A 21,746-nucleotide genomic window follows, 5' to 3' on the forward strand; every position below is an offset into this window, starting at 1 on the left:
GTGCAGAAGCGGCTGGGCCGCAACTCCATAGGTTTCCTCAGTGCCGATGGCAGCAGCCGGCCCCGCAGCGGCAAGGATCGCCATGGGGCCGAGGTGCTGCGCCATCTAGAGCCCCAAGACCTAGTGCGCTACGGCCTGATCCCTGAATTCATTGGTCGGCTGCCGGTTAGTGCGGTGCTTGAGCCCCTCGATACGCCGGCCCTGCAAGCCATTCTCACCGAGCCCCGGGATGCCCTGATCAAGCAGTTCCAAACCCTGCTGAGCATGGACAACGTGCAGCTCGATTTCGAAGCCGGCGCTGTTGAAGCGATTGCCATCGAGGCCCATCGCCGCAAGACCGGCGCCCGGGCCCTGCGCGGCATCGTCGAAGAGCTGATGCTCGACCTGATGTACGACCTGCCCTCCCGCAACGACGTCAAGAGCTTCACCGTGACCCGGGAGCTGGTGGAGCAGCGCAGCAAGGGCAAGGTGGTGCCCCTCGGCAGCGCCAGCCTGGATTCGCCACAGCAGGCCAGCGCCTGATCGGGCGCGAAACGATGGCCGCAGCTGACCACCTGCAGGTGCCGCGCCAGCACGGTCTGTTCCTGCACCACGGCATCGATCTAGGCGACGGCAGCGTGGCCCACTACCTGGAAGGGCGCGAAATCCTGCGCAGCCCCCTGGCCGATTTCAGCCGCGGCGAACCTGTAGCGGTGGTTCCCTATGCCGCGGGCGACTGCTCCCCGGCCGGCGTGACCCTGCGGCGGGCCATGGGGCGCCTAGGCGAACAGAATTACAACCTGCTGTTCAACAACTGCGAACACTTCGCCCATTGGTGCAAGACCGGCCGGCATCGCAGCGCCCAGGTCGAGGATTTGCTGCACACCGGCAGCCTCGGGGCCCTGGCCATCGGTCAGTGGGTGCCAGCGGCCATGCTCAGTGCTGCCCGAATGCTTCTGCGCCAGGGCAACCTGGCCGAACTCGACAAGCTGCGCCAAGGCCTGCAGCAGAAATTGGAGCAGGAGCTAGGCCGAGCTGAAGCGCGCTGGGGCCAGGACCGCTTCGAAAGCCTGAGGCTGGCGGCCCAGAAACTGGCCGACCAACTCACGGCCGTGGAAGAACTGGAAGAGCGGCTAAGGCGCCAGCTCGAACCGGACCAGGGCCACTAATCTCAAGCCTCAGCTTCATGAGCCCAACGGCGATCTCCAGCTACCAACCCCTCCACCACAAATACCGTCCCCAGCGCTTCGACCAGCTGGTGGGGCAGGAGGCGATCGCCGCCACCCTGAGCAATGCCCTGCGCACCGGCCGGATTGCGCCGGCCTATCTGTTTTGTGGCCCGCGCGGCACGGGTAAAACCTCCAGCGCCCGCATCCTGGCCCGCTCCCTCAACTGCATCGGCAGCGATGGGCCCACCCCCGAGCCCTGTGGCGTCTGCGAGCTCTGCACCTCCATCGCCGCCGGCAATGCCCTCGATGTAATCGAGATCGACGCCGCCTCCAACACCGGTGTCGACAACATCCGCGAGCTGATCGAGCGCTCCCGCTTCGCTCCAGTGCAGGCCCGCTGGAAGGTGTATGTGGTGGACGAGTGCCACATGCTCTCGACCGCCGCCTTCAACGCCCTGCTCAAAACCTTGGAGGAGCCCCCGCCGCGGGTGGTGTTTGTGCTGGCCACCACCGACCCCCAGCGGGTACTCGCCACAATCCTGAGCCGCTGTCAACGCTTCGATTTCCGCCGCATCCCCCTGCAGGCCCTCGAGCAACACCTCAGCTGGATCGCCGAGCAGGAGCGGATCGGCATCACTCCAGAAGCCCTGCACGTGGTGGCCCAGCGAGCCCAGGGGGGCCTGCGGGATGCGGAGAGCCTGCTTGATCAGCTAAGTCTGCTGCCGGCGCCGATCGAGGCCACAGCGGTATGGGAGCTGCTGGGGGCTGTACCGGAGCAGGAACTACTGGCCCTAGCCGGTGCCCTGGCCAGTTGCGATCCCCTCGCCCTGCTGGAGGGTTGCCGCGAGCTGCTGGAGCGGGGCCGGGAGCCCGCCGCCGTGCTGCAGGGGCTCGTCAGCCTGCTGCGGGATCTAGTGCTGGCTGGCACGGCGCCCGACCGCCTAGAGCTCACCAGCGTGTCGCCCCAGTTCCGCCAAGCCCTTCCCGATCTGGCCCGCTCCCTCGGCAAAGCCCGCCTGCTTCAGTGGCAGGCCCAGCTAAGGGGCAGCGAGCAGCAGCTGCGCCACAGCGTCAACCCGCGCCTGTGGCTAGAGGTGCTGCTATTAGGCCTGCTGGCCGAGCCGGTAGCTGCCGCCCAGCCAATCGCTGCCGCAGCGCCTGCCGCAGCCTCCACAGCAGCTGCACCGGCGGTCGCGGCAGTTGCCCCCCCAGCCGCCGCCCCAATCCCAGCTCCAGCGCCGGCTCCAGCTGCAACTCCAGTCAGCGTCGAGCCCACCAGCTCCGCCAACCTGCCGGAGCTCTGGCAGCAAATCCTGGCGGGCCTGGAGCTGCCTTCTACGCGAATGTTGCTTTCCCAACAAGCCCGGCTGGTGCGCCTCGATGAGCGCCGTGCCGTGGTGCAGGTTGCCGGCAACTGGATGGCCATGGTGCAGAGCCGCCTGCCCCTGCTGGAAGCAGCGGTAGCTAAGGCCCTAGGCAGCCCGCGCCAGCTCACATTGGAAGGGGGTGGGGAGAGCTCCGCACCAACGATCACCGCCCCCAGTGCCGCCACCCCCAGACCGGCACCACCACCGCCAACGCCAACGCCAGCCCCAGCCCCAGCACCCCTACCAACACCAGCAGCCCCAGCCGCAACTGCGCCCCCCTTAGCCGCGCCCCTCGATGACAAGGCCAAAAGACTGGCGGAGTTCTTCAATGGCGAAGTAGTTGAACTTGATGGGCCGCTCGATGAATTGACTGGCGATGCATTGACTGGCGATGCAGAGGAGGCGGCTGCCTGAGCGGGGCCAGCACAATTGTGGAACGGGTAATCAGGCGGTGGCCGGATCTTCGATTTGGGACTCTTCCTCCTCGCCGAGGTGCATGGTTTTGGCCCAAACCAGGCTCTTGGGAAGCAGGGCCATGCGCAGAGTGGTCCAGGGAATCACCACAAACCAGTGGCTCAAATAGGCAATACCCAGGAGCAGGTTCCAGACGTTCATGGCCGGCAGGGCCGGGCCCTCGCTAGGGCGACGACAACCGGCCAAGATCGCCCCTCCAGAGAGCCCAAAGGCAACAAAGGAAAGGGGCCAGATGGTTGGGCGGGTGCCCGTAATCACGGCGCCGATCAAATCGGCAATCGCCACCACCGGCAAAAAGTATTGGAGCAGGAAGAAGCTGGTTAAATCAAGCTTCTGACTTGCGCTTAGACGCTCCGAAATCAGGCCGGGCCAGTAATCGAAGAAGCGCTGCAAACCGCCTTCAGCCCAACGCTGACGCTGACGCCAGAGGGCAGCCACACTCAGCACCGCCTCTTCCTGTACCGGCGGATCCCAGAGGATGCCAATCGGCTGGCCGTCGAGCAGCAGCCTGAAACTGAGGTCTAGGTCGTCGGTGACCGTGCCCTCGTTGAAACCACCGCTACTGAGCAGGGCGTCCCGGCGCAGCAGCTGGCCATTGCCGCGCAATTCGGCTACTCCTCCCACAGCTAAGCGACCCTGCTGGATCACGGCGTCGAGGGCCATCTCCATGGCTTGGGCTCGGGTCAGCCAATTGGCGGTGGCATTCACCTCAGCTTTGCGCAACTGCACGGCCGACCAGCCACCAGCTTCTGCGTAGGGAATCAGCCGCTCCAGAGTATCGATCTGAAGGTCTGCATCAGCGTCGAGCACGAACATCCAGCGGCCCTGAAGCTGCTGCAGCACCAGATTTAGAGCTCCCGATTTGCCGCCGCCGGCATCTGGCTCACGCCGCAATACCTGCAGAAAAGGATGACGCTCCTGCAGCTCAGCCAAAACCTGGGGAGTCCGATCGCTGCTGGCGTCGTCAATTACCCAGAGCCGCATCTGCCCCTGCGGGTAGCTCAACTGAGCAATGCGCTCCACCAGGCGGCCAATAACTGCCTGCTCATCGCGGGCCGCCACCACCACGTCCACTGCGGGCAGGGGTTCAGCCCCTTGAGCGGCGGAGGCTTGAGCTGATTCTAGGCTGCCTACCGAACCAAAAACCTGGCGCAACACGGTGCGCAGGCTGTAGCCCCCAAGCAGCACGGCCAGGGTGAGAGCCGGGATCAGGCGCAGCGACTCATGGAGCCAATGGGGAGCCATTCCCGCCCAGCCGCAGCCGATCAGGAACAGGGCCGACTTGCCGCGACGGTGATCGGTGGTACGGCCACCCACAACCATGGCGATCCCGAAAGTCGCCGAACTCTAGGGGGAACTGGCAGCCGAGCCGGGCTCGGACAGGGGGCTGATGCCTGGCAACGCCCTGAGGGACTGGAGCCTGGTACCCGGATAGTAGTGATCGAGGATGCGAGCCAGGCTCCAGCCACGCCGGGCTAAGTCGATAGCTCCTGCTTGAGACAGGCCGGCACCGTGGCCAAACCCTCCCCCCTCGAAAATCCAGCGACCCGGGCCGTCCGGCCGCAACACAAAGAGGGTGCTGGGCAACTGCCGCAAGGTGCGGCGAATCGCATCACGGCGCAGCACCACGCTCTGCCGCACTCCGCTGGCTGCCTGCGCCTGTATTTCCAGCGCCAATACCCGTCCACTGGGGCCCCGCTCCAGCACCGCCAGGCGTGTGGGCGGCAGGCCCAAGGGCAGGGCAGCGCGGCTCAAGGCCTGCTGAATCTGGGCCGAATCGAGCTGGCGAGACCAGCGGAAGCGGGGGTGGTCGAAGCCATAGGCGCGGGCGGTAGCCGCCAGGGCCGCTCCTAGCCGGGCCGGCTGCAACGGCAAAACCACGGCGGCTGCAACGGCCGGCGGACCATCCACCCGCGGCCTCAGGTAGGGCAGGGCGTCCCCAATCCACACCTCCTCAAACCCGGCCGCAATCCCCCCATTTGTGGCGTGATACACGCCATGAATCGGCGCACCCTGCCAGCTCAAGACTTGATATTGGGTGGCGGCAATCGCCTGGCGTACAGCTGCTCCGGCCTGGCGGGGGTCTGCGTACACCTGGCATTGGGTATCGGCGCATAGGTGGTAGCCATCCACCACGAATCTCCCCTGGTTGCGCAGGGCCCAGGTGCGGGCCAGCACCGCCTGGGCAGCCAGGGCCGCCGCGGGGGAGCCTGCACCGATCTCATGGGGAACAACCCCAAGTAGGTAGCGCTCTAAGGGCACCTCCTCCACCAATGACCAGCTGCCGTAGGCATCTCCCTGGAGCCGGAACGGACCTGCAAACACCCCCCCCTGCCAGCGCAGCCCCCCCGGGGCCTCCAAGCGCAAGGGGCCCTCGAGGCGAATCGGGCCATCCGGGCGCCGCAGCTCCAAAACCAGGCGATCGCGCTGCAGCTGCTCCACCAGCCGCGGCCTAACTCCAGCGGGCGCATGGGCATCGGGCGCGGCCCACACTTCCCACTCGGCCGGGTGGGCAATCACTGGCGTAGCACCGGCCAGTTGCCAACGGCCAGCAGCCTCCTGGGCGCTCTCGTAGCTGGCAAAGGGCCCCCACACCTGACGGCGCAGCGCTAAGGGCTCGGCCAACGGCAGCCTGCGCCAGTGCAACTGCAACCGGGGCGCCTGAAACCGCTGGCCCGTCGCACTCAGCAGGGTGAGGTTTCCAGCCGCGCTGCGTAGCTCCAAGGGAGTAGGCGGACCCAAATGGGCTGCCAGGGCCACCCAGAGCACCGGCACTGTGGCCGCCACTGCCGGCGGAGGCTGCACGGGCCAATGCAGCGCGGAACCAGGGCCGGATCCAGGTGAAATGGGAGGTGCGGCGGCCCGACATCCCCCCGCGAGCAGCAGCGTGCTGGCCCAAACGGCTAACGGCAACAACGATTGGGCCGAAGAGGACCGGACTGAAAACATTGCTTAAAAAGAGGGGTCTTGGAGGAGGGCACTGCCACGTCGTACTCTGCTTGTTTGTGCCCGCCGCAACCCGAGAAATGCCGAAGCTCAAGACCCGCAAAGCAGCCGCCAAGCGGTTCAAGGCCACCGGCACCGGCAAGTTTCTGCGGCGCCGGGCCTTCCTCAACCACCTGCTCGATCACAAGAGCCCGAAGCGCAAGCGTCATCTGGGCACAATGGCTCTTGTTGATGAGCGCGATGCGGACAACGTGAGGGCGATGCTCCCCTACGCCTGAGCGCGACCTCGGCCGATTTTCACTTCTATCTTCCTGATCTACTGCTATGTCACGCGTCAAGAGGGGCAATGTTGCCCGCAAACGCCGTAACAAGATTCTTCGCCTAGCCCGTGGCTTCCGCGGCGGCAATGGCTCCCTCTTCCGCACCGCCAACCAGCGGGTGATGAAGGCGCTTTGCAATGCCTACCGGGACCGCCGTCGTCGCAAGCGCGACTTCCGCCGTCTCTGGATCGCCCGGATCAACGCAGCAGCTCGGCTCAATGGCCTGAGCTATAGCCGCTTTATGGGTGGCCTAAAGAAAGCAGACGTGCGCATCAACCGCAAAATGCTGGCCCAGCTTGCCGTGGTCGACCCCGGCAGCTTCACCAGCGTCGTGGGTGCTGCTTCAAACTGAGTTCCACTGGTAGGTCTTTTTGGACGCCCTCCTTCCCCAGGCCTACCTAATTGGGCTGATCGTTCTGCTGGGGGTCGCTGCTGTTGTAGTGGCCCGTCAAATCTGGCGAGTGCGCTCAGATGAAGTCACCCTGGCCAAGCTTGAGCGTAGCGAGGGCCCTAAACCCTCAAACGCGGCCACGTTGTACGAGCTTGGCTCAGTGCAATTACGTAAGCGCTTGTACGGCCAAGCCGCCGAATCACTCAAGCAAGCTCTAAAGAAAGCCGAAGCCGCTAAAGAACCGGCTGAAGCCCAAGCAGTGATTCAAAACGCCCTGGGCTTTGCCTTGGCCGCTCAAAACAACTACAAAACGGCAATTCGCCATTACCGGCTGGCATTGGAAGCCAAGCCCGCCTACCCGGTAGCGCTCAATAATCTTGCCTTCGCCCTAGAAAAGCAGCTGAAGCTGGAAGAGGCCAAGCAGACCTATGAGCAGGTGATTGCCCTTGACGCCAACAACAAAACCGCCCGCAAACGTCTAAAACTTCTCGATCGCAAGGCCGGCCTGAATCGGGCGGCCTAAGCGATTATCTAGTCAACCTTCACCAAAGCCCGCGCACTGCAGCACCGCGGGTTGGTGCAACGACGCGGCTAGCACTTGCACTTGATAGGGGGCGCAGATCCAGGCGGCCGCCACGGCTGGTGAGACGGGGGGCTTGCCAGCCTGACAACTGCAGGCCCTGCAGACCCGTAAATACCCCTCCCATCTCCAGGCCCGACACCTCGCACTGGCAGAGCATCAGCAGGTCAAGCTGGTCTGATTCGGCATTGAGGTTGCCCTGCACGGGAGTGGTAACCCCACCCACCGTAAGTTCGCCGCGCAGGTCGATCATCTGGCCCATCGGATTAACCGAGGCAAGCCGCAGCTCAGCACTCACAATCTGGGAATTATCAAAGGATTGATAAGTACCACTCCATACGAGCGGCATCTCCCCGGCCAGCAGCTGGGCCCGGCCAACTGGATCAAAGGTCTCCGCACCTCCCAGACCACTGAGCGACTCACCACCAACGCTGGCAGCCGCGGGAGCAGTAAAAGGCACAAAGGCCTCACTGGCCAGGGGTGTAGCAGCCTGCGCCGGGAACAAACCCATTGGCAACAGCGCCAGAGGCAGGGCAGCACGAAGAACGGCGAAAGACACAACAACAAAACCGACTAGTGGGAGGCTAGGACCGTTGCCGAGATCTGGCCCTGCCCCGTGGTCACCACCGCTCCCACCAGCGAACCGCACACCCACCAAGATCCACTTGTGATCGGTGGGCGCAGCTTCCGCAGCCGCCTGATGACCGGCACCGGTAAATATCCGAGCCTGGCGGCCATGCAGGCCAGCCTGAGCGCCAGCGACTGCGAAATCGTGACCGTTGCCGTGCGTCGGGTGCAGAGCCAGGCTGCCGGCCATGCAGGCCTGCTGGAGGCCATCGACTGGCAGCGCATCTGGATGCTGCCCAACACGGCCGGCTGCGCCACCGCCGAGGAGGCGATCCGGGTGGCCCGCCTGGGACGGGAGCTGGCAAAGCTGGCAGGCCAGGAGGACAACTGCTTCGTGAAGCTGGAGGTGATTCCAGACACTCGTCATTTGCTGCCCGATCCATTCGGCACCCTGGCAGCTGCTGAGCAACTGGTGAAGGAGGGCTTCACGGTGCTGCCTTACATCAATGCCGATCCACTCCTGGCCAAGCGACTCGAAGAGGCTGGCTGCGCCACCGTGATGCCCCTGGGCTCGCCGATCGGCTCGGGCCAGGGCATCCGCAACGCCGCCAACATCGCCCTGATCATCGAAAACGCCAAGGTGCCCGTGGTGGTAGACGCCGGTATCGGCGTGCCCAGCGAGGCCGCCCAGGCCATGGAAATGGGCGCAGACGCCCTGCTGATCAACAGCGCCATTGCCCTGGCAGGAGACCCCCCGGCGATGGCGCGGGCCATGGCCATGGCCTGTGAGGCCGGCCGCAGCGCCTTCCACGCCGGTCGGCTGCCCATACGGGCAAACGCCAATCCCAGCTCACCCGAGGTTGGCCGGGTAGGGAGCTGAAGCTGAACGCCTGTAGTAGCTTGCGAAGCGGAGCATCCGCTCGTCCTGCAGGGGTCTGGGGTTTTCGGAATGGGCGTTGCAATGAAGGTCTTCGTTCTCGGTGGCGACGGCTTCTGCGGTTGGCCCTGCGCGGTGAACCTGGCAGATGCGGGCCATGAGGTGGTGGTCATTGACAACCTCAGCCGGCGCAAGATCGACGTCGACCTGGAGGTGGAGTCGCTGACGCCGATCGCCACCATGGGCGACCGTCTCAAGGCTTGGGAACAGGTGGGCGGCAAGCCAATGCGGTTTGTCCATCTGGACATCGCCAGGGAATACGACCGGCTTCTGGAGCTGCTACGCCACGAGCGACCCGATTCGGTGGTTCATTTCGCCGAGCAGCGCGCAGCTCCCTACTCGATGAAAAGCAGCGCCACCAAGCGCTACACCGTCGACAACAACGTCAACGGCACCCACAACCTGCTAGCCGCGATCGTGGAGAGCGGCCTCGACATCCACATCGTGCATCTAGGCACGATGGGTGTGTACGGCTACGGCTCCCACCGCGGCGCCACCATCCCCGAGGGCTACCTCAAGGTGGAAGTGCCCCAGCCCGACGGCAGCCGCTTCGAGGAGGAGATCCTGCACCCGGCCAGCCCGGGCAGCGTTTACCACATGACCAAGACGCTGGACCAGCTGCTCTTCCTCTACTACAACAAAAACGATCAGATCCGCATCACCGACCTGCACCAGGGGATCGTCTGGGGCACCAACACCGAGGCCACCGAGCGCGACCCACGCCTCACCAACCGCTTCGACTACGACGGCGACTACGGCACCGTGCTCAATCGCTTTTTGATGCAGGCAGCGATCGGCTATCCGCTCACTGTGCACGGCACCGGCGGCCAGACCCGCGCCTTCATCCACATCCGCGATTCGGTGAAGTGCGTGCAGCTGGCCCTGGAAAATCCGCCGGCCATGGGCGAGCGGGTGAAGATCTTCAACCAGATGACCGAAAGCCACCAGGTTGGTGAACTAGCCCGCAAAGTGGCGGCTCTCACGGACGCCCAGATCAATTACCTGCCCAATCCGCGCAACGAAGCCGTCGAAAACGATCTAATCGTCGACAACCGCTGCTTCATCGAGCTGGGCCTCAACCCCACCACCCTCGATGACGGCCTGCTGGCTGAAGTGGTGGATGTGGCGCGCCGGTGGGCTGATCGCTGCGACCGCAGTCGCATTCCCTGCCAATCCGCCTGGACCCAAACCCAGGCTCAGGCCATCCAGACGACCTAAGGCACAACTCCAAACCCTTGAAGATCGCCTTTTTCACCGAAACCTTTCTGCCCAAGGTGGACGGCATCGTCACCAGGCTCACCAAGACGGTGCAGCATCTGGTCGCGGCTGGCGATGAGGTCCTTATCTTCTGCCCGGAAGGCGCCCCCGAGACCTACATGGGAGCCCAAGTGGTGGGGGTGCCCGCAATGCCCCTACCCCTCTACCCCGAGCTCAAGCTGGCCCTGCCTCGGCCAGCGGTGGCAGAAGCCCTGGATCGCTTCAAGCCTGATCTTGTCCACGTTGTCAATCCCGCCGTCCTGGGGCTCGGCGGCATCTGGCTGGCCAAAACCAAGGCCTATCCCCTGGTAGCCAGCTACCACACCCATCTGCCCAAATACCTGGAGCACTACGGCATGGGCATGCTCGAGCCACTGCTGTGGGAACTGCTCAAAGCTGCCCACAACCAAGCCAGGCTCAACCTCTGCACCTCCACCGCCATGGTGCAAGAGCTAAGTGAGAAAGGAATCCAGCACACCGATTTGTGGCAGCGCGGCGTAGACACTGAGCTTTTCCAGCCGGCGCTGCGCTCCGATGCCATGCGACAGCGGCTGCTAAATGGCCAGAGCGACACCGGCAAGCTGCTGCTCTATATCGGCCGCCTATCTGCGGAAAAACAGATCGAACGGATCCGGCCCGTACTTGAAACAATGCCCGATGCCCGGCTGGCCCTAGTTGGAGATGGTCCCTACCGGCTGCAACTCGAGAAGATCTTTGCGGGCACACCTACCCACTTCTTGGGCTACCTAGCCGGGCAAGAGCTGGCGGCGGCCTACGCCAGCGGCGACGCTTTTCTATTCCCCTCCAGCACCGAAACCCTGGGCCTGGTGCTGCTGGAGGCCATGGCGGCCGGCTGCCCGGTGGTGGGCGCCAACCGCGGTGGCATCCCGGACATCGTCAGCGATGGGGTCAATGGCTGCCTTTACGAACCAGACCAGGAAGGCAGCCTGGCTGCTGCGGTGGAGCGCCTCCTTGGCGATGCCAGTCAACGGGCCGAGCTGCGCACCAACGCCCGCGAGGAAGCCGAGCGCTGGGGTTGGGCTGGAGCTACCGAACAACTGCGCGGCTACTACCAGCGCCTGTTGGCCAAGCCCGACCTGCAACTAGTGGCCTGAATCAGGACTGGGGCGCCTGCCCCGGCAGGCTGCCCCGGAACCAGGTGTTCATCAAAGCCTTCACCATCGGAGCTGCCACCGTGCCGCCATAGCCGCCGGAGTTTTCCCCGAAGGCGATGATCACCAAGGTGGGCTTATCCGCTGGGGCATAGCCGCCAAACCAGGCGTGATCAGGCCGGGGTGGATCTTCGCCAGTGCCGGTTTTGCCCGCCACCGGAGGCAGGTTGGGATCATTGAGAAGCTTGGCGGTGCCGATGGTCACCACCTGGCGCAGCCCATCCCGCAACACCCGCAGGGTGGCCGGCTTAAGGCCGATCCAGGTGCGTTTCGTGGGGCGCTCCACCAGGTGGGGTGTCACCAGCCAACCACCGTTGGCCACGGCGGCATATAGCCGCGCCATCTGGATCGGGGTCACCTGCAAGGCCCCCTGGCCAATGGCCGAGGTGATGGTGTCCACGGGTGTCCAGCCCTCACCCAGCACCTCCTGTTTCCAGGCCTGATCGCCCAGCAAGCCCGGGGTCTCCTCCTCCACCAGCTCAATGCCCGTGACCTGGCCATAGCCCATGCGCCGGGCAGCTTTGAACAGCTCATCGGGGCCCACCTTCAGCCCCACCTGGTAATAAAAGGTATTGCTGCTCACGGCCAGGGCGAAAGGAAAACCGATGGCCCCATGGGCGCCATGGTCGCCATAGCAAAGGCCCGCATAACAGAACGAATTCATCGTCATCACCTTCGAGTCGGCCGTGAAGCGGCCCGACTCCAGACCCGCCACAGAGGTGACAATCTTGAAGGTGCTGGCCGGTGGAAAGCCCTGGAAGGCGCGATTCAGCAGGGGCGCATCGGGGGAATTGAGGCTGCTCCACTGGCTGGAACTCGGCGCCGGCGAAAAAACATTGGGGTCAAAGGTTGGCCGGCTGGCCAGGGCCCGAATTGCTCCGGTTTGGGGGTCGAGCGCCACGATCGCCCCCTTGCGCACCCCGTCGAGGGCGCGCTCTGCAGCCTGCTGCAGCGCCAGGTCCAGGGTGAGCCGCAGGTCCTGACCAGCCTTAGCAGACTTCTCCCCGATGATGCGCTGCACCTCGCCGGCGGCGTTCACCTCCACCTGCTGGCCGCCCCACTCGCCGCGCAGGTGCCCCTCAAACTGCTTCTCGACCCCACTGCGGCCCACCCGATCCTGGATCCGGTAGCCCTTGGGCTGGAGCTGGGTGTATTCCTCTTCCGTGATCCCGCTGGTGTAACCGAGCACGTGGGCAGCCAGCCGGCCGTGGGGATAGCTGCGCAGGATGTCCACATCCACCTCGGCGCCCTGGAGCCCGGCAGCCTGCTCCCGGAAGCGCAGCACCTGCTCAGACTTGAGGCCACTGGCCAGAGCTATCCGAAATCCCTCCGCATTGGCACCACTGCGTCGGCGCGCCTCCAGCTGGGACGCAGGTAACCCAACCACCGTCGCCAAGCGATCTCGCAGGGCCGGCCACTGGGCGTCACCCACCTCCCGCGGCTGGATGTAGAGGTTGTAGGTGAGCCGGCTAGTGGCAAGCACCTGGCCATGACGATCCAAAAGGCGACCCCGGATCGGGTTGCGGGGCAGCAGCCGAATTCGGTTTTCATCGGCCCTGGCGCGGTTCTCAGCGCCGTGCAGCAACTGCAACCAGGCCAAGCGCGCCACCATGGCACCGCTGAACAGCAACACCACAGCCAGCAGCAGGGCCGACTGACGGCCCATGCCGGTGTGACGGGAGGCAGCTGGACCAAAGGGCATGGTCAGGCGTTGGGCTCGAGTCGCTGCTCCAGCTGCTCCAGTCGAGCAGCTATGCGGGCCAGACCCTGCTGCAGCTCCAAGGCGTCCTGGGGATCGGCTTGGTGTGCTCCCTCAGCCCCTACCTCTGTGGCCACATCGTGGACCTCCACCTTCATCACCGGGTTGCCCAGGCCGGGGCTGACCCGATCCAGGCCCTGGCGCAGCTGACTAGCGGCAGGCTCGCCCTCCTCCCGCAAACTGCCGAGGGGATCAGCCTCCTGGCCGTCAAAAGCTGCCATCACCTGGCGAGCCCCGCCCTTACGAGCCCGCTCCACCACCGCCAAACCCACGGGCAGGACGTCCTGCATCAAGGTGAGCCGGAGGGCATCAAAGGGGTCGGTGGCCATGGCGGCGTTCCTGGCTCAGGAACAACAGTCTGACCTGCCTGCAACCCGGTGCTCAGGGAGCCAACCGCTGGATCCCTGGATTAACAATCACCTGGCGGCAGTTCTGCTGACTACCCCACCACCAACCCGCCGCCACGGCGATCACCAGGAGCGAGGCCAGCGGCACCAGTGCCTGGCGGGTGACGTCAAGGGCCAGCCATTCTCCCCAGGCCCGCAGGCTGCGCTCCCGGTCAAAGCGTCGCCGGGCCTTCTCTTCCTCCTGCTGGCGCCGGCGCAGGGAGCGGGTCACCCAGCGCTCAAATGATTTCTTCTTGGTGACCGCCATCTTGCGCTCAACCTCGAGCAGATGACCGGCCGAGAGCTCAGGGTTGAAGGTGCTGATCAGCTCCAGACTCTTGAGGAACATCTCCACGGCGCCATCTTTGGCGGCCCGCTCACCCTCTTCAAGCAGCTCCCAGTCCACCTCGGGATAAAAGCGGAGCCGGTTGCTGGCGATCTGGTCTTCCATCAACTGGCCTGGCTCCCGCAGCCAGCGGTCCGTATTGGCATCGAAACGACGCCAATACAGAAAGGGATTGAGATATATGGTTTTGCCGGCCAGGACGATGCTGTCCTGCTGCAGCCGTCGCTGCATGTCGGGATCGGGGGGTGTCGAGCTGGGGGGCGCGGAGGCGGCAGTCACGACGTATGGGCTGGGAGCCGATGGTATCGAAGGTCGGCGTCTCGGGCTACTCCCGCAACACCTACTCCCACTCGATGGTGCCAGGCGGTTTGCTGGTGATGTCGAGCACCACCCGGTTCACGCCCTTGACCTCATTGACGATGCGGTTGGAGATTTTCTCGAGTAGGTCGTAGGGAAGGCGAGACCAATCGGCCGTCATGCCGTCTTCCGAGGAGACGCAGCGCAGCACGATCGGGAAGGCATAGGTGCGTTTATCGCCCATCACCCCCACGCTGCGCACCGGCAGCAGCACGGCAAAAGCCTGCCAGATCTCGTTGTATAGGCCTGCCTCCTTCACCTCCTCGCGCACAACCAGGTCGGCGTCACGAAGGATGTTGAGCTTCTCGCTGGTGACCTCACCGAGGATGCGAATCGCCAGACCAGGACCGGGGAAGGGGTGCCGGCCAACGATTTCCTGGGGCAGACCCAGGCTGCGGCCCACCTTGCGCACCTCGTCTTTAAACAAACGACGCAGGGGTTCCACCAGCTTGAACTGCAGATCCTTGGGCAGGCCACCAACGTTGTGGTGACTTTTGATCTTCACTGCCACCCGCTCACCTGTTTTGGGGTCAATACCCGTGCCGGCGCTCTCGATCACATCGGGATAGAGGGTGCCTTGGGCCAGGTAGTCGAAGGGGCCGAGGCGCTTGCTTTCCTCTTCAAACACCCGGATAAATTCCGTGCCGATCAGCTTGCGCTTCTCCTCCGGGTCGGTGATGCCATCGAGCTTGCTGATGAAGCGCTCGCGGGCATTGATGTATTCCACGTTGATGTGGAAGCGCTTGTCGAAAAACTCCACCAGAAACTCAGGCTCGCCTTTGCGCATGAAGCCTTGATCGATGAACATGCAGGTGAGCTGATCGCCAATCGCCTTGTGCAGCAAAAAGGCGAGGGTGGAGGAATCAACGCCTCCCGAGAGAGCCAGCAAAACCCGCTTATCGCCGACTTGGGCGCGCACATCAGCCACCGCTTCGTCAATGAAAGCTGCTGTGGTCCAATCGGCCTCACAACCACAAATGTGGTACACAAAATTGCGCAGCATTGCCATGCCGCCGGTGGAGTGGACCACCTCAGGATGAAACTGCACGCCGTATAAGCGCCGCTGGTGATCAGCGACGGCGGCCTCTGGGGTGTTGTCGGTGTGAGCCAGCCGCAAGAAGCCCTCGGGTAGCCGTTCCACCGAGTCGCCGTGGCTCATCCACATCGTCGAGCCGTCTTCGACGTTGGTCAGCAAATCGATCGGGTCGTCAACGTGCAGCGGAGCCTTGCCGTATTCCGCCCGACCGGCGGCCACCACCGAGCCCCCCAGCTGCTGCACCATCAGCTGCATGCCGTAGCAAACGCCAAGCACCGGAATTCCCAGCTCCCAGATAGCCGGGTCGCACACAGGAGCCCCCGGCTCATACACCGAACTGGGCCCGCCGCTGAGAATGATGCCCCGGGGGGCAATCGCCCGCAGCTCCTCGGCCGTGGTGGTGTAGCCCATCACAAGGGAGAAGACTTCGGTTTCCCTAACCCGCCTGGCGATCAGCTCCGAATACTGGGAGCCGAAATCAAGAATCACAATCGCCGGATAGCGCGTCGATTGGGAGGTGGGGTCAAGCTGGGGCACTGGGGCGGTAGGGGAAGCGGTGGAAGACATCGACAACGCTGGGCCCTGGAGCATTCGAACCAGCCTAGGTGTCGCTCCGGGCAGGGCTGCGTAAAGCCGTGAGCAACTCCAAGCCAACCGGTCCCTGGCCGCAGATCTGGCGAGAGCGATCAAACAGCACGGCCCCCACCGCCATCGACTCCTGGCCATAGCGGGCCAGATAGCGCAGGCTGCGCTGCTCCACCGCCGCAGCAATGGACTGACGCAGGCGCTCGGCTCGCGGCCCGTCCCGCTGGGCCAGTTCTCCCAGGGCCGCCTCCACGGTGGGGGCGTCGTGGAGGACTTGCAGGGCCTCCCCGCCCAGCCCGGCAAGGGCCGCCAGGGCCGTGAGCACCTCGGCGCGGCCATCGGCTAGGTGGTGGTGGGTGTGGAAGATGCCGCCCGCCAGCTTGATCAATTTGCCCTGATAACCCAGCAGCAGCAGGCGGCGCACCCCGGCCTCGGCCGCCGCCACGAGCAGCGGTCCGAGCCAGTTGCCCGCCTTGAGCAACAGATCAGGTGGCAAACCCAGCCTGGGCGCCAGATCGAGCCCGTTCTCACCGATCACCAGTACCAGATCACCGCAGAAAGCAGGCGCTGCGGCGCGTTCGCGCAGAGCCGCAAGGGCCTGGGCCAGCTGGTCGGGGCCCGCGCTGCGCTGCACCTCAGCCTGGGTGCCGATCAAGGCCAGGCCATCCACCACCCCAAAAGCCGCATTGCTGGTGCGCTCGGCCAGACGCCTGCCCTCTGGAATCACCACCTGCAGCTCCAAACGTCTTCCCGGCGGCACCAGGGGCCGCAGGTTGCACTCGAGCAGCTGTTCGGCATAGGCCGACACGCACGCCTCACCACTGGCCTGCAGCACCCCCACCCCCTCGCCGGCCCGCAACTCAAGCCACTTGCCTGGCCCCTCCAGCCAGCGCAATTGCACCCATAGCTGCAAGCCACGGGTGAGGTCGAGCACCTCCGGCCCCGGATCACAGCAAGCCATGGCCAGCACCCAGCCATCGGCCAAGGGCGCGGCCGCTAGCACCGGCACCCGGGCGGGCAGCTCGCCGGCTGCCGCAGCGTCGGAATGGAGCCACAGGGGCTGGTGACGCTGCCAGGGCTGGCCAAGCAGGATCACCAGGGCCGCCCGGGCTGCGGCCGTGAGCCACACCGGCACGGTGTATCCGGCAGTGGCATCCGCCGAGGCAGGGTCGATTTGGTTCAGCTCAAGCAACGGGCGAAAGAACACTGTTTTTTATGGTGGTTGATTGTGCGGTCCGTCGCCGCCCGCCGTATCCCCTAACCATGCAGGACAAACTCAGCCTGATGATCCCCGGCCCCACCCCGGTGCCGGAACGCGTCCTGCTTGCCATGGGCCGCCATCCGATCGGCCACCGCAGCGCTGACTTTCAGAAAATCGTTAAGCGCACCACCCAACAGCTGCAGTGGCTGCATCAGACAAAGGGCGACGTGCTGGTGATCACGGGCAGCGGCACCGCTGCCATGGAGGCTGGAATTATCAACGTGCTGAGCACAGGCGACACGGTGCTCTGCGGCGACAACGGCAAGTTTGGCGAGCGCTGGGTGAAGCTCGCTAAGGCCTACGGCCTGAACGTGCAGGTGATCCAGGCCGAATGGGGCCAGCCCCTGGACCCCGAGGCCTTCCGCGCCGCCCTAGAAGCCGACACTGCCAAAGCGATCAAGGCCGTGATCATCACCCACTCGGAAACCTCCACTGGGGTAATCAACGATCTGCAGACCATCGCCTCGCACGTCAAGGCCCACGGCACCGCCCTCTGCATCGCCGACTGCGTCACCAGCCTGGGTGCCTGCAATGTGCCCATGGAGGACTGGGGCATCGACGTGATCGGCTCCGGCTCCCAGAAGGGCTACATGATGCCGCCGGGGTTAGCTTTCGTGGCCATGAGCGACCGGGCCTGGGAAGCCTGCAAGCACTCCGATCTGCCGAAGTTTTATCTGGATCTGGCCAAATACCGCAAATCGGCCCATGCCGACAGCAACCCCTTCACCCCGGCCATCAACCTCTACTTCGCCCTCGAAGCAGCCCTGGAAATGATGCAGGCAGAGGGTCTTGAAAAGATCTTCGCCCGCCATGCCCGTCACCGGGCCGCGGCCCAAGCAGGTATGAAGGCGATTGGTCTGCCCCTCTATGCCGCGGAGGGTTGTGGCAGCCCGGCCATCACCGCCGTGGCGCCAGAAGGCATCGACGCCGAAGCGATGCGCAAAGCCGTGAAAGAAAAGTTCGACATCCTGCTGGCTGGCGGCCAGGATCACCTCAAGGGCAAGGTGTTCCGCATCGGCCACCTGGGCTTTGTTTGTGATCGCGACGTGCTCACAGCCGTAGCTGCCATCGAAGCAACCCTGCAGGATCTGGGCTTACACAAAGGCAGCGCCGGTGCTGGCGTAGCCGCCTGTGCGGCCGCCCTAGCCAAGGGCTGAGCAAGCGTCCGGGGAGAGCAGGCTTTGCACCGTTCTCCCCAAGACTCTGCTAATTTGATTTATACACCTTGCGGGTGTAATTCAGTGGTAGAATGTCAGCTTCCCAAGCTGAACGTCGCCGGTTCGAGTCCGGTCACCCGCTTTCAGTCCAGGATTGAGAATCGCTGAAAGTCAAGCGTACGGCCGCTCTCGCATCGACTTGCAGAGGGCCAGTAGTAACGAGGTGATAGCAGGCAATGCCAGGGAGCGATAGCGACCTTCTCACAGAGCTCCTCTCACGACTGCGCCATTGATTAGTCAGGCATTCACCTGCGCGGGGTGAACTCATGGGCCGTCGAGCCCTGGACGGTCCGGAATCACGGCTGGGCGGAGATTGCCTACTTAATTCGGCCCAACATCATGTCCGGAGGTAATCAGGGCAAGCCGCTTCAGCATCAACGACCGCTCGCCTGACACTGCAATAACAGGGAAACAATTCCCCAGCACGGTCTCCAAAATTGCTGGAGACCAGCCGGGCACCACCCAGTCGATCCAGACTCGCCCGGCGACCTTTCAAGAGACCTGGCTGGAGACCTAGATTGTGGTGTATTGCCTTCTTGTCCCGCTGATGGCCCACCGCGTACTCTCCGAGACAGCCGTGAGCATCTCGGAACATAAGAAAAACCCCATGGCCACCGTGGCGGCAGGAGATGGGATGGCCGTCGCGGTGCTCAACCGCAACGAGCCGGCCTTCTACTGCGTGCCGGCCAGGGCCTACGAAGAACTGATGGATCTGGTGGACGACCTTGAGCTGGGCCGCATCGCCGATGCCCGCCTGACGGACGGCCAGGAGCCGGTGCGGGTCAGCCTCGATGCCCTTTGAGCTGGCATTTCACCCGGAAGCCCTTCGGGAGTGGCGGAAGCTAACGCCAGGAACCCGAGAGCAGTTCAAGAACAAGTTGGCCGAGCGGCTGACTGAGCCCAGGATCCCCGCGAGCAAATTGCGTGGATCCTCCAACCGCTACAAGATCAAGTTGCGGGCCGCCGGGTACCGTCTGGTCTACGAGGTGCGTGACCATGAGCTCCTCGTACTTGTCGTGGCAGTGGGCAAGCGGGAGCGCAATGTTGTCTACCAACATGCCGATCAGCGCTGAAGCGCATGCCCCATGGCCGACGCCAAGCCCCCTTATCTAGATCGGCTGCGCCGGGAGAACGCCCGCTTGATTGGGCTTCTGGAGGCCCACGGCATCGCATGGAGATCCGGCGAACCTGCCCCAACGGAACCCGCGCCGATTTCGAAGGCAGCACCTGCCAACGGCCCCAGTTCCACGCAGGAGAAGGTGGCGCTGTTCCGGCGCCTGTTCCGCGGTCGCGATGACATGCATGCCCTGCGCTGGCAGAGCAGCAGCAGTGGCCGTTCGGGCTATGCGCCGGCCTGCGCCAATGAGTGGCGGTCAGGCATCTGCGAGAAGCCACGGATCTCCTGCCGCGACTGCAACCACCGGGAGCTGCTGCCCCTCAGCGATGCAGCGATCTACGCCCATCTGGCCGGAGACCACACCATCGGCCTCTACCCCCTGCTGGGCAACGACCATTGCCACCTGCTGGCCGTCGACTTTGACGAGCAGGACTGGCGCGATGACGCCCGGGCCTTTCTACGCTCGTGTCGGGAGCTAGCGGTGCCGGCCGCACTCGAGATCTCCCGTTCCGGAGAGGGCGCCCATGTGTGGATGTTCTTCGATGAGGCGATACCGGCCCGAGAGGCCCGCCAGCTCGGGGCAGCCCTGATCAGTCACACCTGATAGGCATCGCGCCAGCTGCAGCTGAGCTCCTACGACCGGCTCTTCCCGAATCAGGACACCATGCCCAAGGGGGGCTTCGGCAACCTGATCGCCCTGCCGCTGCAGAAGGAAGCCCGGCAGCGGGGTTGCAGCGTGTTCGTGGATGACGACCTGCAGCCCTATCCCGATCAGTGGGCCTATCTGGCAACCCTGCAGCGGCTGTCGATGGCGGGGCTGCAGAGCGTGCTTCAGACCGCCACCGGCGGTGCCCATCCGCTCGATCTCAGCTTCATCGACGAGGAGGACCTGGCGACCCCGTGGAAGGCACCTCCTGCAATTGCGAAGCTCAGCGGACCGCTGCCAACCTCCCTCACGCTCACCCTGGCCGATCGCCTCTATGTGGAGCGCTCGGCCCTGCCGCAGCCACTGCTCAATCGCCTGATCCGCCTCACCGCCTTCGCCAACCCGGCCTTCTACAAGGCTCAGGCGATGCGCCTGTCGGTATGGGACAAACCGCGGGTGATCAGCTGCGCCGAGAACTTTCCCCAGCACATTGCCCTGCCGCGGGGCTGCCTGGAACCCGTGCAGACCCTGCTGAAGGAGCAAGGGGTCAGCTGGGAGCTGATGGATGAACGCCAGAACGGCTTACCGCTGGAGCTGGTGTTCACGGGCCAACTTCGCAATGACCAGGAGACCGCCGTGGCAGCAATGCTGCGCCATGACATCGGCGTGCTGCAGGCGCCAACGGCGTTCGGGAAAACAGTGGTGGCAGCAGCGATCCTGGCGCGCCGCAGGGTCAACACCCTGGTGCTGGTGCATCGGGCGGAGTTGCTGCGCCAATGGCAAGAGCGGCTCCACGCCTTTCTGGATGTCGCTCCTGAGGCGATCGGATGCATCGGTGGTGGCAAAGCCAAGCCCACCGGCCAACTCGACATCGCCGTGATGCAGTCGCTGGTTCGGAAGGGGGAGGTGAACCCCGTGGTGCAGAGCTACGGGCAGGTGATCGTCGACGAATGCCACCACATCGCCGCCGCCTCCTTTGAAACGATCCTCAGGCATGTGAAGGCCCGCCACGTGCTGGGGTTGTCGGCCACCCTGGTGCGCCGGGACGGTCTGCAGCCGATCCTGTTCATGCAGTGCGGCCCCATTCGCCACTCCGCCCAGCGACCTGCCGGGGCGCCTAAGACCCTGGAGCTGGTGAGCCGCACCCATCAGCTCCCTGCACTACCGGCCGATCTGCCGATCCAGGAGCTGATGCGTCGCTTGGCGGAGGACCCACGCCGCACCGAGCGGATCGTGGTCGAGGCTCTCGCCTGCTGGGGTGATGGCCGCAAGCTGCTGCTGCTCAGTGAGCGCACCGATCACATCACCGCGATTGCCGGTGCGCTGGCCGAGCAGGTAGCAAACCTGTTTCTGCTGCATGGACGCCTAAGCGCACGCCAACGCAGCGCCACCCTGGCCGCGCTGGAAGCGTTACCTCCTGATGCACCCCGCATCGTGCTGGCCACCGGGCGACTGGTGGGGGAAGGCTTCGACCATCCACCGCTCGACACCCTGCTGCTGGCGATGCCCGTGTCGTGGAAGGGCACACTGCAGCAATACGCCGGCCGCCTGCATAGACAACAGAGCGGCAAGACAAGCGTGCGCATCATCGATTGGCTTGATCTCGGCCATCCGATCACGCAACGGATGTGGGAGCGACGGCTGCGGGGCTATCGAGCCATGGGCTATGCGCTGCTTGCAGATCAGCTATCGATGGCAAGCGCCTGATCGAAAGCTTCTCACAGACCTTCTCACATCCAAGCCAGAAGCCTTACGAGACTCACAGCGGCACAGGCAGTTCGGCCAATCAATCGAGAAGCTTCCCAAGCTGAACGTCGCCGGTTCGAGTCCGGTCACCCGCTTTATTCTCAAATCATCAGATTGGGCAAGAGACGAAT

The 21,746-nt window shown here is 64.4% G+C and carries 20 protein-coding genes, 1 tRNA gene and 2 pseudogenes; 15 read left to right on the forward strand and 8 right to left on the reverse strand.

Translation table 11 applies throughout. From position 1 onward, the window contains the following. From KBY85_RS05720 to KBY85_RS05730, 3 genes and pseudogenes are all read left to right on the forward strand, one after another. Positions 1 to 522: pseudogene (locus tag KBY85_RS05720) on the forward strand (ATP-dependent Clp protease ATP-binding subunit ClpX); the annotation flags it as partial. A 14-nt stretch (positions 523 to 536) separates the two neighbouring features. Then, positions 537 to 1,148 (forward strand): lecithin retinol acyltransferase family protein, encoded by a 612-nt coding sequence (locus tag KBY85_RS05725; RefSeq protein WP_254960542.1) that lies wholly within the window; start codon positions 537 to 539, stop codon positions 1,146 to 1,148. A 17-nt stretch (positions 1,149 to 1,165) separates the two neighbouring features. Next, positions 1,166 to 2,929, forward strand: a complete 1,764-nt coding sequence (locus tag KBY85_RS05730; protein WP_254960543.1) for a DNA polymerase III subunit gamma/tau — start codon at positions 1,166 to 1,168, stop codon at positions 2,927 to 2,929. Positions 2,930 to 2,959: 30 nt separating this feature from the next. Here the strand turns inward: KBY85_RS05730 and KBY85_RS05735 are convergent, their stop codons facing one another. Together KBY85_RS05735 and KBY85_RS05740 are read right to left on the reverse strand one after the other, a co-directional pair. Continuing rightward, positions 2,960 to 4,312, reverse strand: coding sequence for a glycosyltransferase family 2 protein (locus KBY85_RS05735; RefSeq protein WP_254960544.1), 1,353 nt, complete (start codon positions 4,310 to 4,312; stop codon positions 2,960 to 2,962). Between the two features lie 24 nt (positions 4,313 to 4,336). Beyond that, positions 4,337 to 5,794, reverse strand: coding sequence for a SpoIID/LytB domain-containing protein (locus KBY85_RS05740; protein ID WP_315859512.1), 1,458 nt, complete (start codon positions 5,792 to 5,794; stop codon positions 4,337 to 4,339). A gap of 221 nt (positions 5,795 to 6,015) precedes the next feature. On the opposite strand from KBY85_RS05740, the gene rpmI reads away from it, so the two are divergent. From rpmI to KBY85_RS05755, 3 genes are read left to right on the forward strand one after another with little or no spacing between them, the layout of a single operon-like run. Beyond that, complete coding sequence (rpmI, locus tag KBY85_RS05745) at positions 6,016 to 6,213, forward strand: 50S ribosomal protein L35 (RefSeq protein ID WP_254960546.1); 198 nt, start codon at positions 6,016 to 6,018, stop codon at positions 6,211 to 6,213. Positions 6,214 to 6,259: 46 nt separating this feature from the next. Next, the gene (gene rplT / locus KBY85_RS05750; RefSeq protein ID WP_254960547.1) at positions 6,260 to 6,607 is read left to right on the forward strand and encodes a 50S ribosomal protein L20; all 348 of its coding nucleotides are present in this window, start codon (positions 6,260 to 6,262) and stop codon (positions 6,605 to 6,607) included. Between the two features lie 19 nt (positions 6,608 to 6,626). Next, positions 6,627 to 7,169 carry a tetratricopeptide repeat protein gene (locus KBY85_RS05755; RefSeq protein ID WP_254960548.1) on the forward strand — a complete coding sequence of 181 codons (543 nt, stop codon included), beginning with the start codon at positions 6,627 to 6,629 and terminating at the stop codon, positions 7,167 to 7,169. Positions 7,170 to 7,188: 19 nt separating this feature from the next. Here the strand turns inward: KBY85_RS05755 and KBY85_RS05760 are convergent, their stop codons facing one another. After that, a complete protein-coding gene (locus tag KBY85_RS05760; protein WP_254960549.1) occupies positions 7,189 to 7,785 on the reverse strand; it encodes a hypothetical protein in 597 nt (198 codons plus the stop codon). 57 nt (positions 7,786 to 7,842) lie between these two features. Here KBY85_RS05760 and KBY85_RS05765 point away from each other — a divergent pair, with 57 nt between their 5' ends. From KBY85_RS05765 to KBY85_RS05775, 3 genes are all read left to right on the forward strand, one after another. Further along, entirely contained in the window at positions 7,843 to 8,673 is an 831-nt protein-coding gene (locus tag KBY85_RS05765) for a thiazole synthase (RefSeq protein ID WP_254960550.1), read from the forward strand. 81 nt (positions 8,674 to 8,754) lie between these two features. After that, positions 8,755 to 9,948 (forward strand): NAD-dependent epimerase/dehydratase family protein, encoded by a 1,194-nt coding sequence (locus KBY85_RS05770; protein WP_254960551.1) that lies wholly within the window; start codon positions 8,755 to 8,757, stop codon positions 9,946 to 9,948. Between the two features lie 17 nt (positions 9,949 to 9,965). Further along, positions 9,966 to 11,102: a glycosyltransferase family 1 protein gene (locus tag KBY85_RS05775; protein ID WP_254960552.1), complete on the forward strand. Its 1,137-nt coding sequence runs from the start codon at positions 9,966 to 9,968 to the stop codon at positions 11,100 to 11,102. Position 11,103: 1 nt separating this feature from the next. Here the strand turns inward: KBY85_RS05775 and mrdA are convergent, their stop codons facing one another. From mrdA to cbiD, 5 genes are all read right to left on the reverse strand, one after another. Further along, positions 11,104 to 12,861: a penicillin-binding protein 2 gene (gene mrdA, locus KBY85_RS05780; protein ID WP_254960553.1), complete on the reverse strand. Its 1,758-nt coding sequence runs from the start codon at positions 12,859 to 12,861 to the stop codon at positions 11,104 to 11,106. A gap of 2 nt (positions 12,862 to 12,863) precedes the next feature. After that, positions 12,864 to 13,247: a hypothetical protein gene (locus KBY85_RS05785; RefSeq protein ID WP_254960554.1), complete on the reverse strand. Its 384-nt coding sequence runs from the start codon at positions 13,245 to 13,247 to the stop codon at positions 12,864 to 12,866. Between the two features lie 52 nt (positions 13,248 to 13,299). Beyond that, positions 13,300 to 13,881, reverse strand: a complete 582-nt coding sequence (locus KBY85_RS05790) for a hypothetical protein (RefSeq protein ID WP_254960597.1) — start codon at positions 13,879 to 13,881, stop codon at positions 13,300 to 13,302. Positions 13,882 to 13,990: 109 nt separating this feature from the next. Beyond that, positions 13,991 to 15,610: a glutamine-hydrolyzing GMP synthase gene (gene guaA, locus KBY85_RS05795; protein WP_254960555.1), complete on the reverse strand. Its 1,620-nt coding sequence runs from the start codon at positions 15,608 to 15,610 to the stop codon at positions 13,991 to 13,993. 34 nt (positions 15,611 to 15,644) lie between these two features. After that, on the reverse strand, positions 15,645 to 16,802 hold the full coding sequence (cbiD, locus tag KBY85_RS05800) for a cobalt-precorrin-5B (C(1))-methyltransferase CbiD (RefSeq protein ID WP_254960599.1): 1,158 nt from the start codon (positions 16,800 to 16,802) through the stop codon (positions 15,645 to 15,647). An 89-nt stretch (positions 16,803 to 16,891) separates the two neighbouring features. On the opposite strand from cbiD, the gene KBY85_RS05805 reads away from it, so the two are divergent. The 6 genes and pseudogenes from KBY85_RS05805 to KBY85_RS05830 all read left to right on the forward strand — a co-directional run bounded on the left by KBY85_RS05805 (position 16,892) and on the right by KBY85_RS05830 (position 21,576). Next, a complete protein-coding gene (locus KBY85_RS05805; protein ID WP_254960556.1) occupies positions 16,892 to 18,046 on the forward strand; it encodes an alanine--glyoxylate aminotransferase family protein in 1,155 nt (384 codons plus the stop codon). Between the two features lie 70 nt (positions 18,047 to 18,116). Further along, positions 18,117 to 18,188 (forward strand) — tRNA-Gly (locus KBY85_RS05810). Between the two features lie 465 nt (positions 18,189 to 18,653). Beyond that, a complete protein-coding gene (locus KBY85_RS05815) occupies positions 18,654 to 18,908 on the forward strand; it encodes a type II toxin-antitoxin system Phd/YefM family antitoxin (RefSeq protein ID WP_254992958.1) in 255 nt (84 codons plus the stop codon). Then, the gene (locus tag KBY85_RS05820; RefSeq protein WP_254959190.1) at positions 18,898 to 19,179 is read left to right on the forward strand and encodes a type II toxin-antitoxin system RelE/ParE family toxin; all 282 of its coding nucleotides are present in this window, start codon (positions 18,898 to 18,900) and stop codon (positions 19,177 to 19,179) included. Before KBY85_RS05815 ends, KBY85_RS05820 begins: the two co-directional genes overlap by 11 nt. A gap of 12 nt (positions 19,180 to 19,191) precedes the next feature. Then, positions 19,192 to 20,034: pseudogene (locus KBY85_RS05825) on the forward strand (TOTE conflict system archaeo-eukaryotic primase domain-containing protein); the annotation flags it as partial. Between the two features lie 396 nt (positions 20,035 to 20,430). Next, a complete protein-coding gene (locus tag KBY85_RS05830; protein ID WP_396121818.1) occupies positions 20,431 to 21,576 on the forward strand; it encodes a DEAD/DEAH box helicase family protein in 1,146 nt (381 codons plus the stop codon). Positions 21,577 to 21,746 lie beyond the last annotated feature (170 nt).

Source organism: Cyanobium sp. BA5m-10, from assembly GCF_024346255.1.
Lineage (GTDB): Bacteria > Cyanobacteriota > Cyanobacteriia > PCC-6307 > Cyanobiaceae > Cyanobium_A > Cyanobium_A usitatum.

Bases quoted from the DNA above. Each gene is read 5' to 3' on its own strand.
- KBY85_RS05815 (WP_254992958.1), top strand. From the start codon at position 18,654: ATGGCCCACCGCGTACTCTCCGAGACAGCCGTGAGCATCTCGGAACAT.
- KBY85_RS05730 (WP_254960543.1), top strand. From the start codon at position 1,166: ATGAGCCCAACGGCGATCTCCAGCTACCAACCCCTCCACCACAAATAC.
- KBY85_RS05770 (WP_254960551.1), top strand. From the start codon at position 8,755: ATGAAGGTCTTCGTTCTCGGTGGCGACGGCTTCTGCGGTTGGCCCTGC.
- KBY85_RS05820 (WP_254959190.1), top strand. From the start codon at position 18,898: ATGCCCTTTGAGCTGGCATTTCACCCGGAAGCCCTTCGGGAGTGGCGG.
- KBY85_RS05830 (WP_396121818.1), top strand. From the start codon at position 20,431: ATGGATGAACGCCAGAACGGCTTACCGCTGGAGCTGGTGTTCACGGGC.
- guaA (WP_254960555.1), bottom strand. From the start codon at position 15,610: ATGTCTTCCACCGCTTCCCCTACCGCCCCAGTGCCCCAGCTTGACCCC.
- rplT (WP_254960547.1), top strand. From the start codon at position 6,260: ATGTCACGCGTCAAGAGGGGCAATGTTGCCCGCAAACGCCGTAACAAG.
- rpmI (WP_254960546.1), top strand. From the start codon at position 6,016: ATGCCGAAGCTCAAGACCCGCAAAGCAGCCGCCAAGCGGTTCAAGGCC.
- KBY85_RS05735 (WP_254960544.1), bottom strand. From the start codon at position 4,312: ATGGTTGTGGGTGGCCGTACCACCGATCACCGTCGCGGCAAGTCGGCC.
- KBY85_RS05785 (WP_254960554.1), bottom strand. From the start codon at position 13,247: ATGGCCACCGACCCCTTTGATGCCCTCCGGCTCACCTTGATGCAGGAC.
- KBY85_RS05805 (WP_254960556.1), top strand. From the start codon at position 16,892: ATGCAGGACAAACTCAGCCTGATGATCCCCGGCCCCACCCCGGTGCCG.
- mrdA (WP_254960553.1), bottom strand. From the start codon at position 12,861: ATGCCCTTTGGTCCAGCTGCCTCCCGTCACACCGGCATGGGCCGTCAG.
- KBY85_RS05790 (WP_254960597.1), bottom strand. From the start codon at position 13,881: ATGCAGCGACGGCTGCAGCAGGACAGCATCGTCCTGGCCGGCAAAACC.
- KBY85_RS05725 (WP_254960542.1), top strand. From the start codon at position 537: ATGGCCGCAGCTGACCACCTGCAGGTGCCGCGCCAGCACGGTCTGTTC.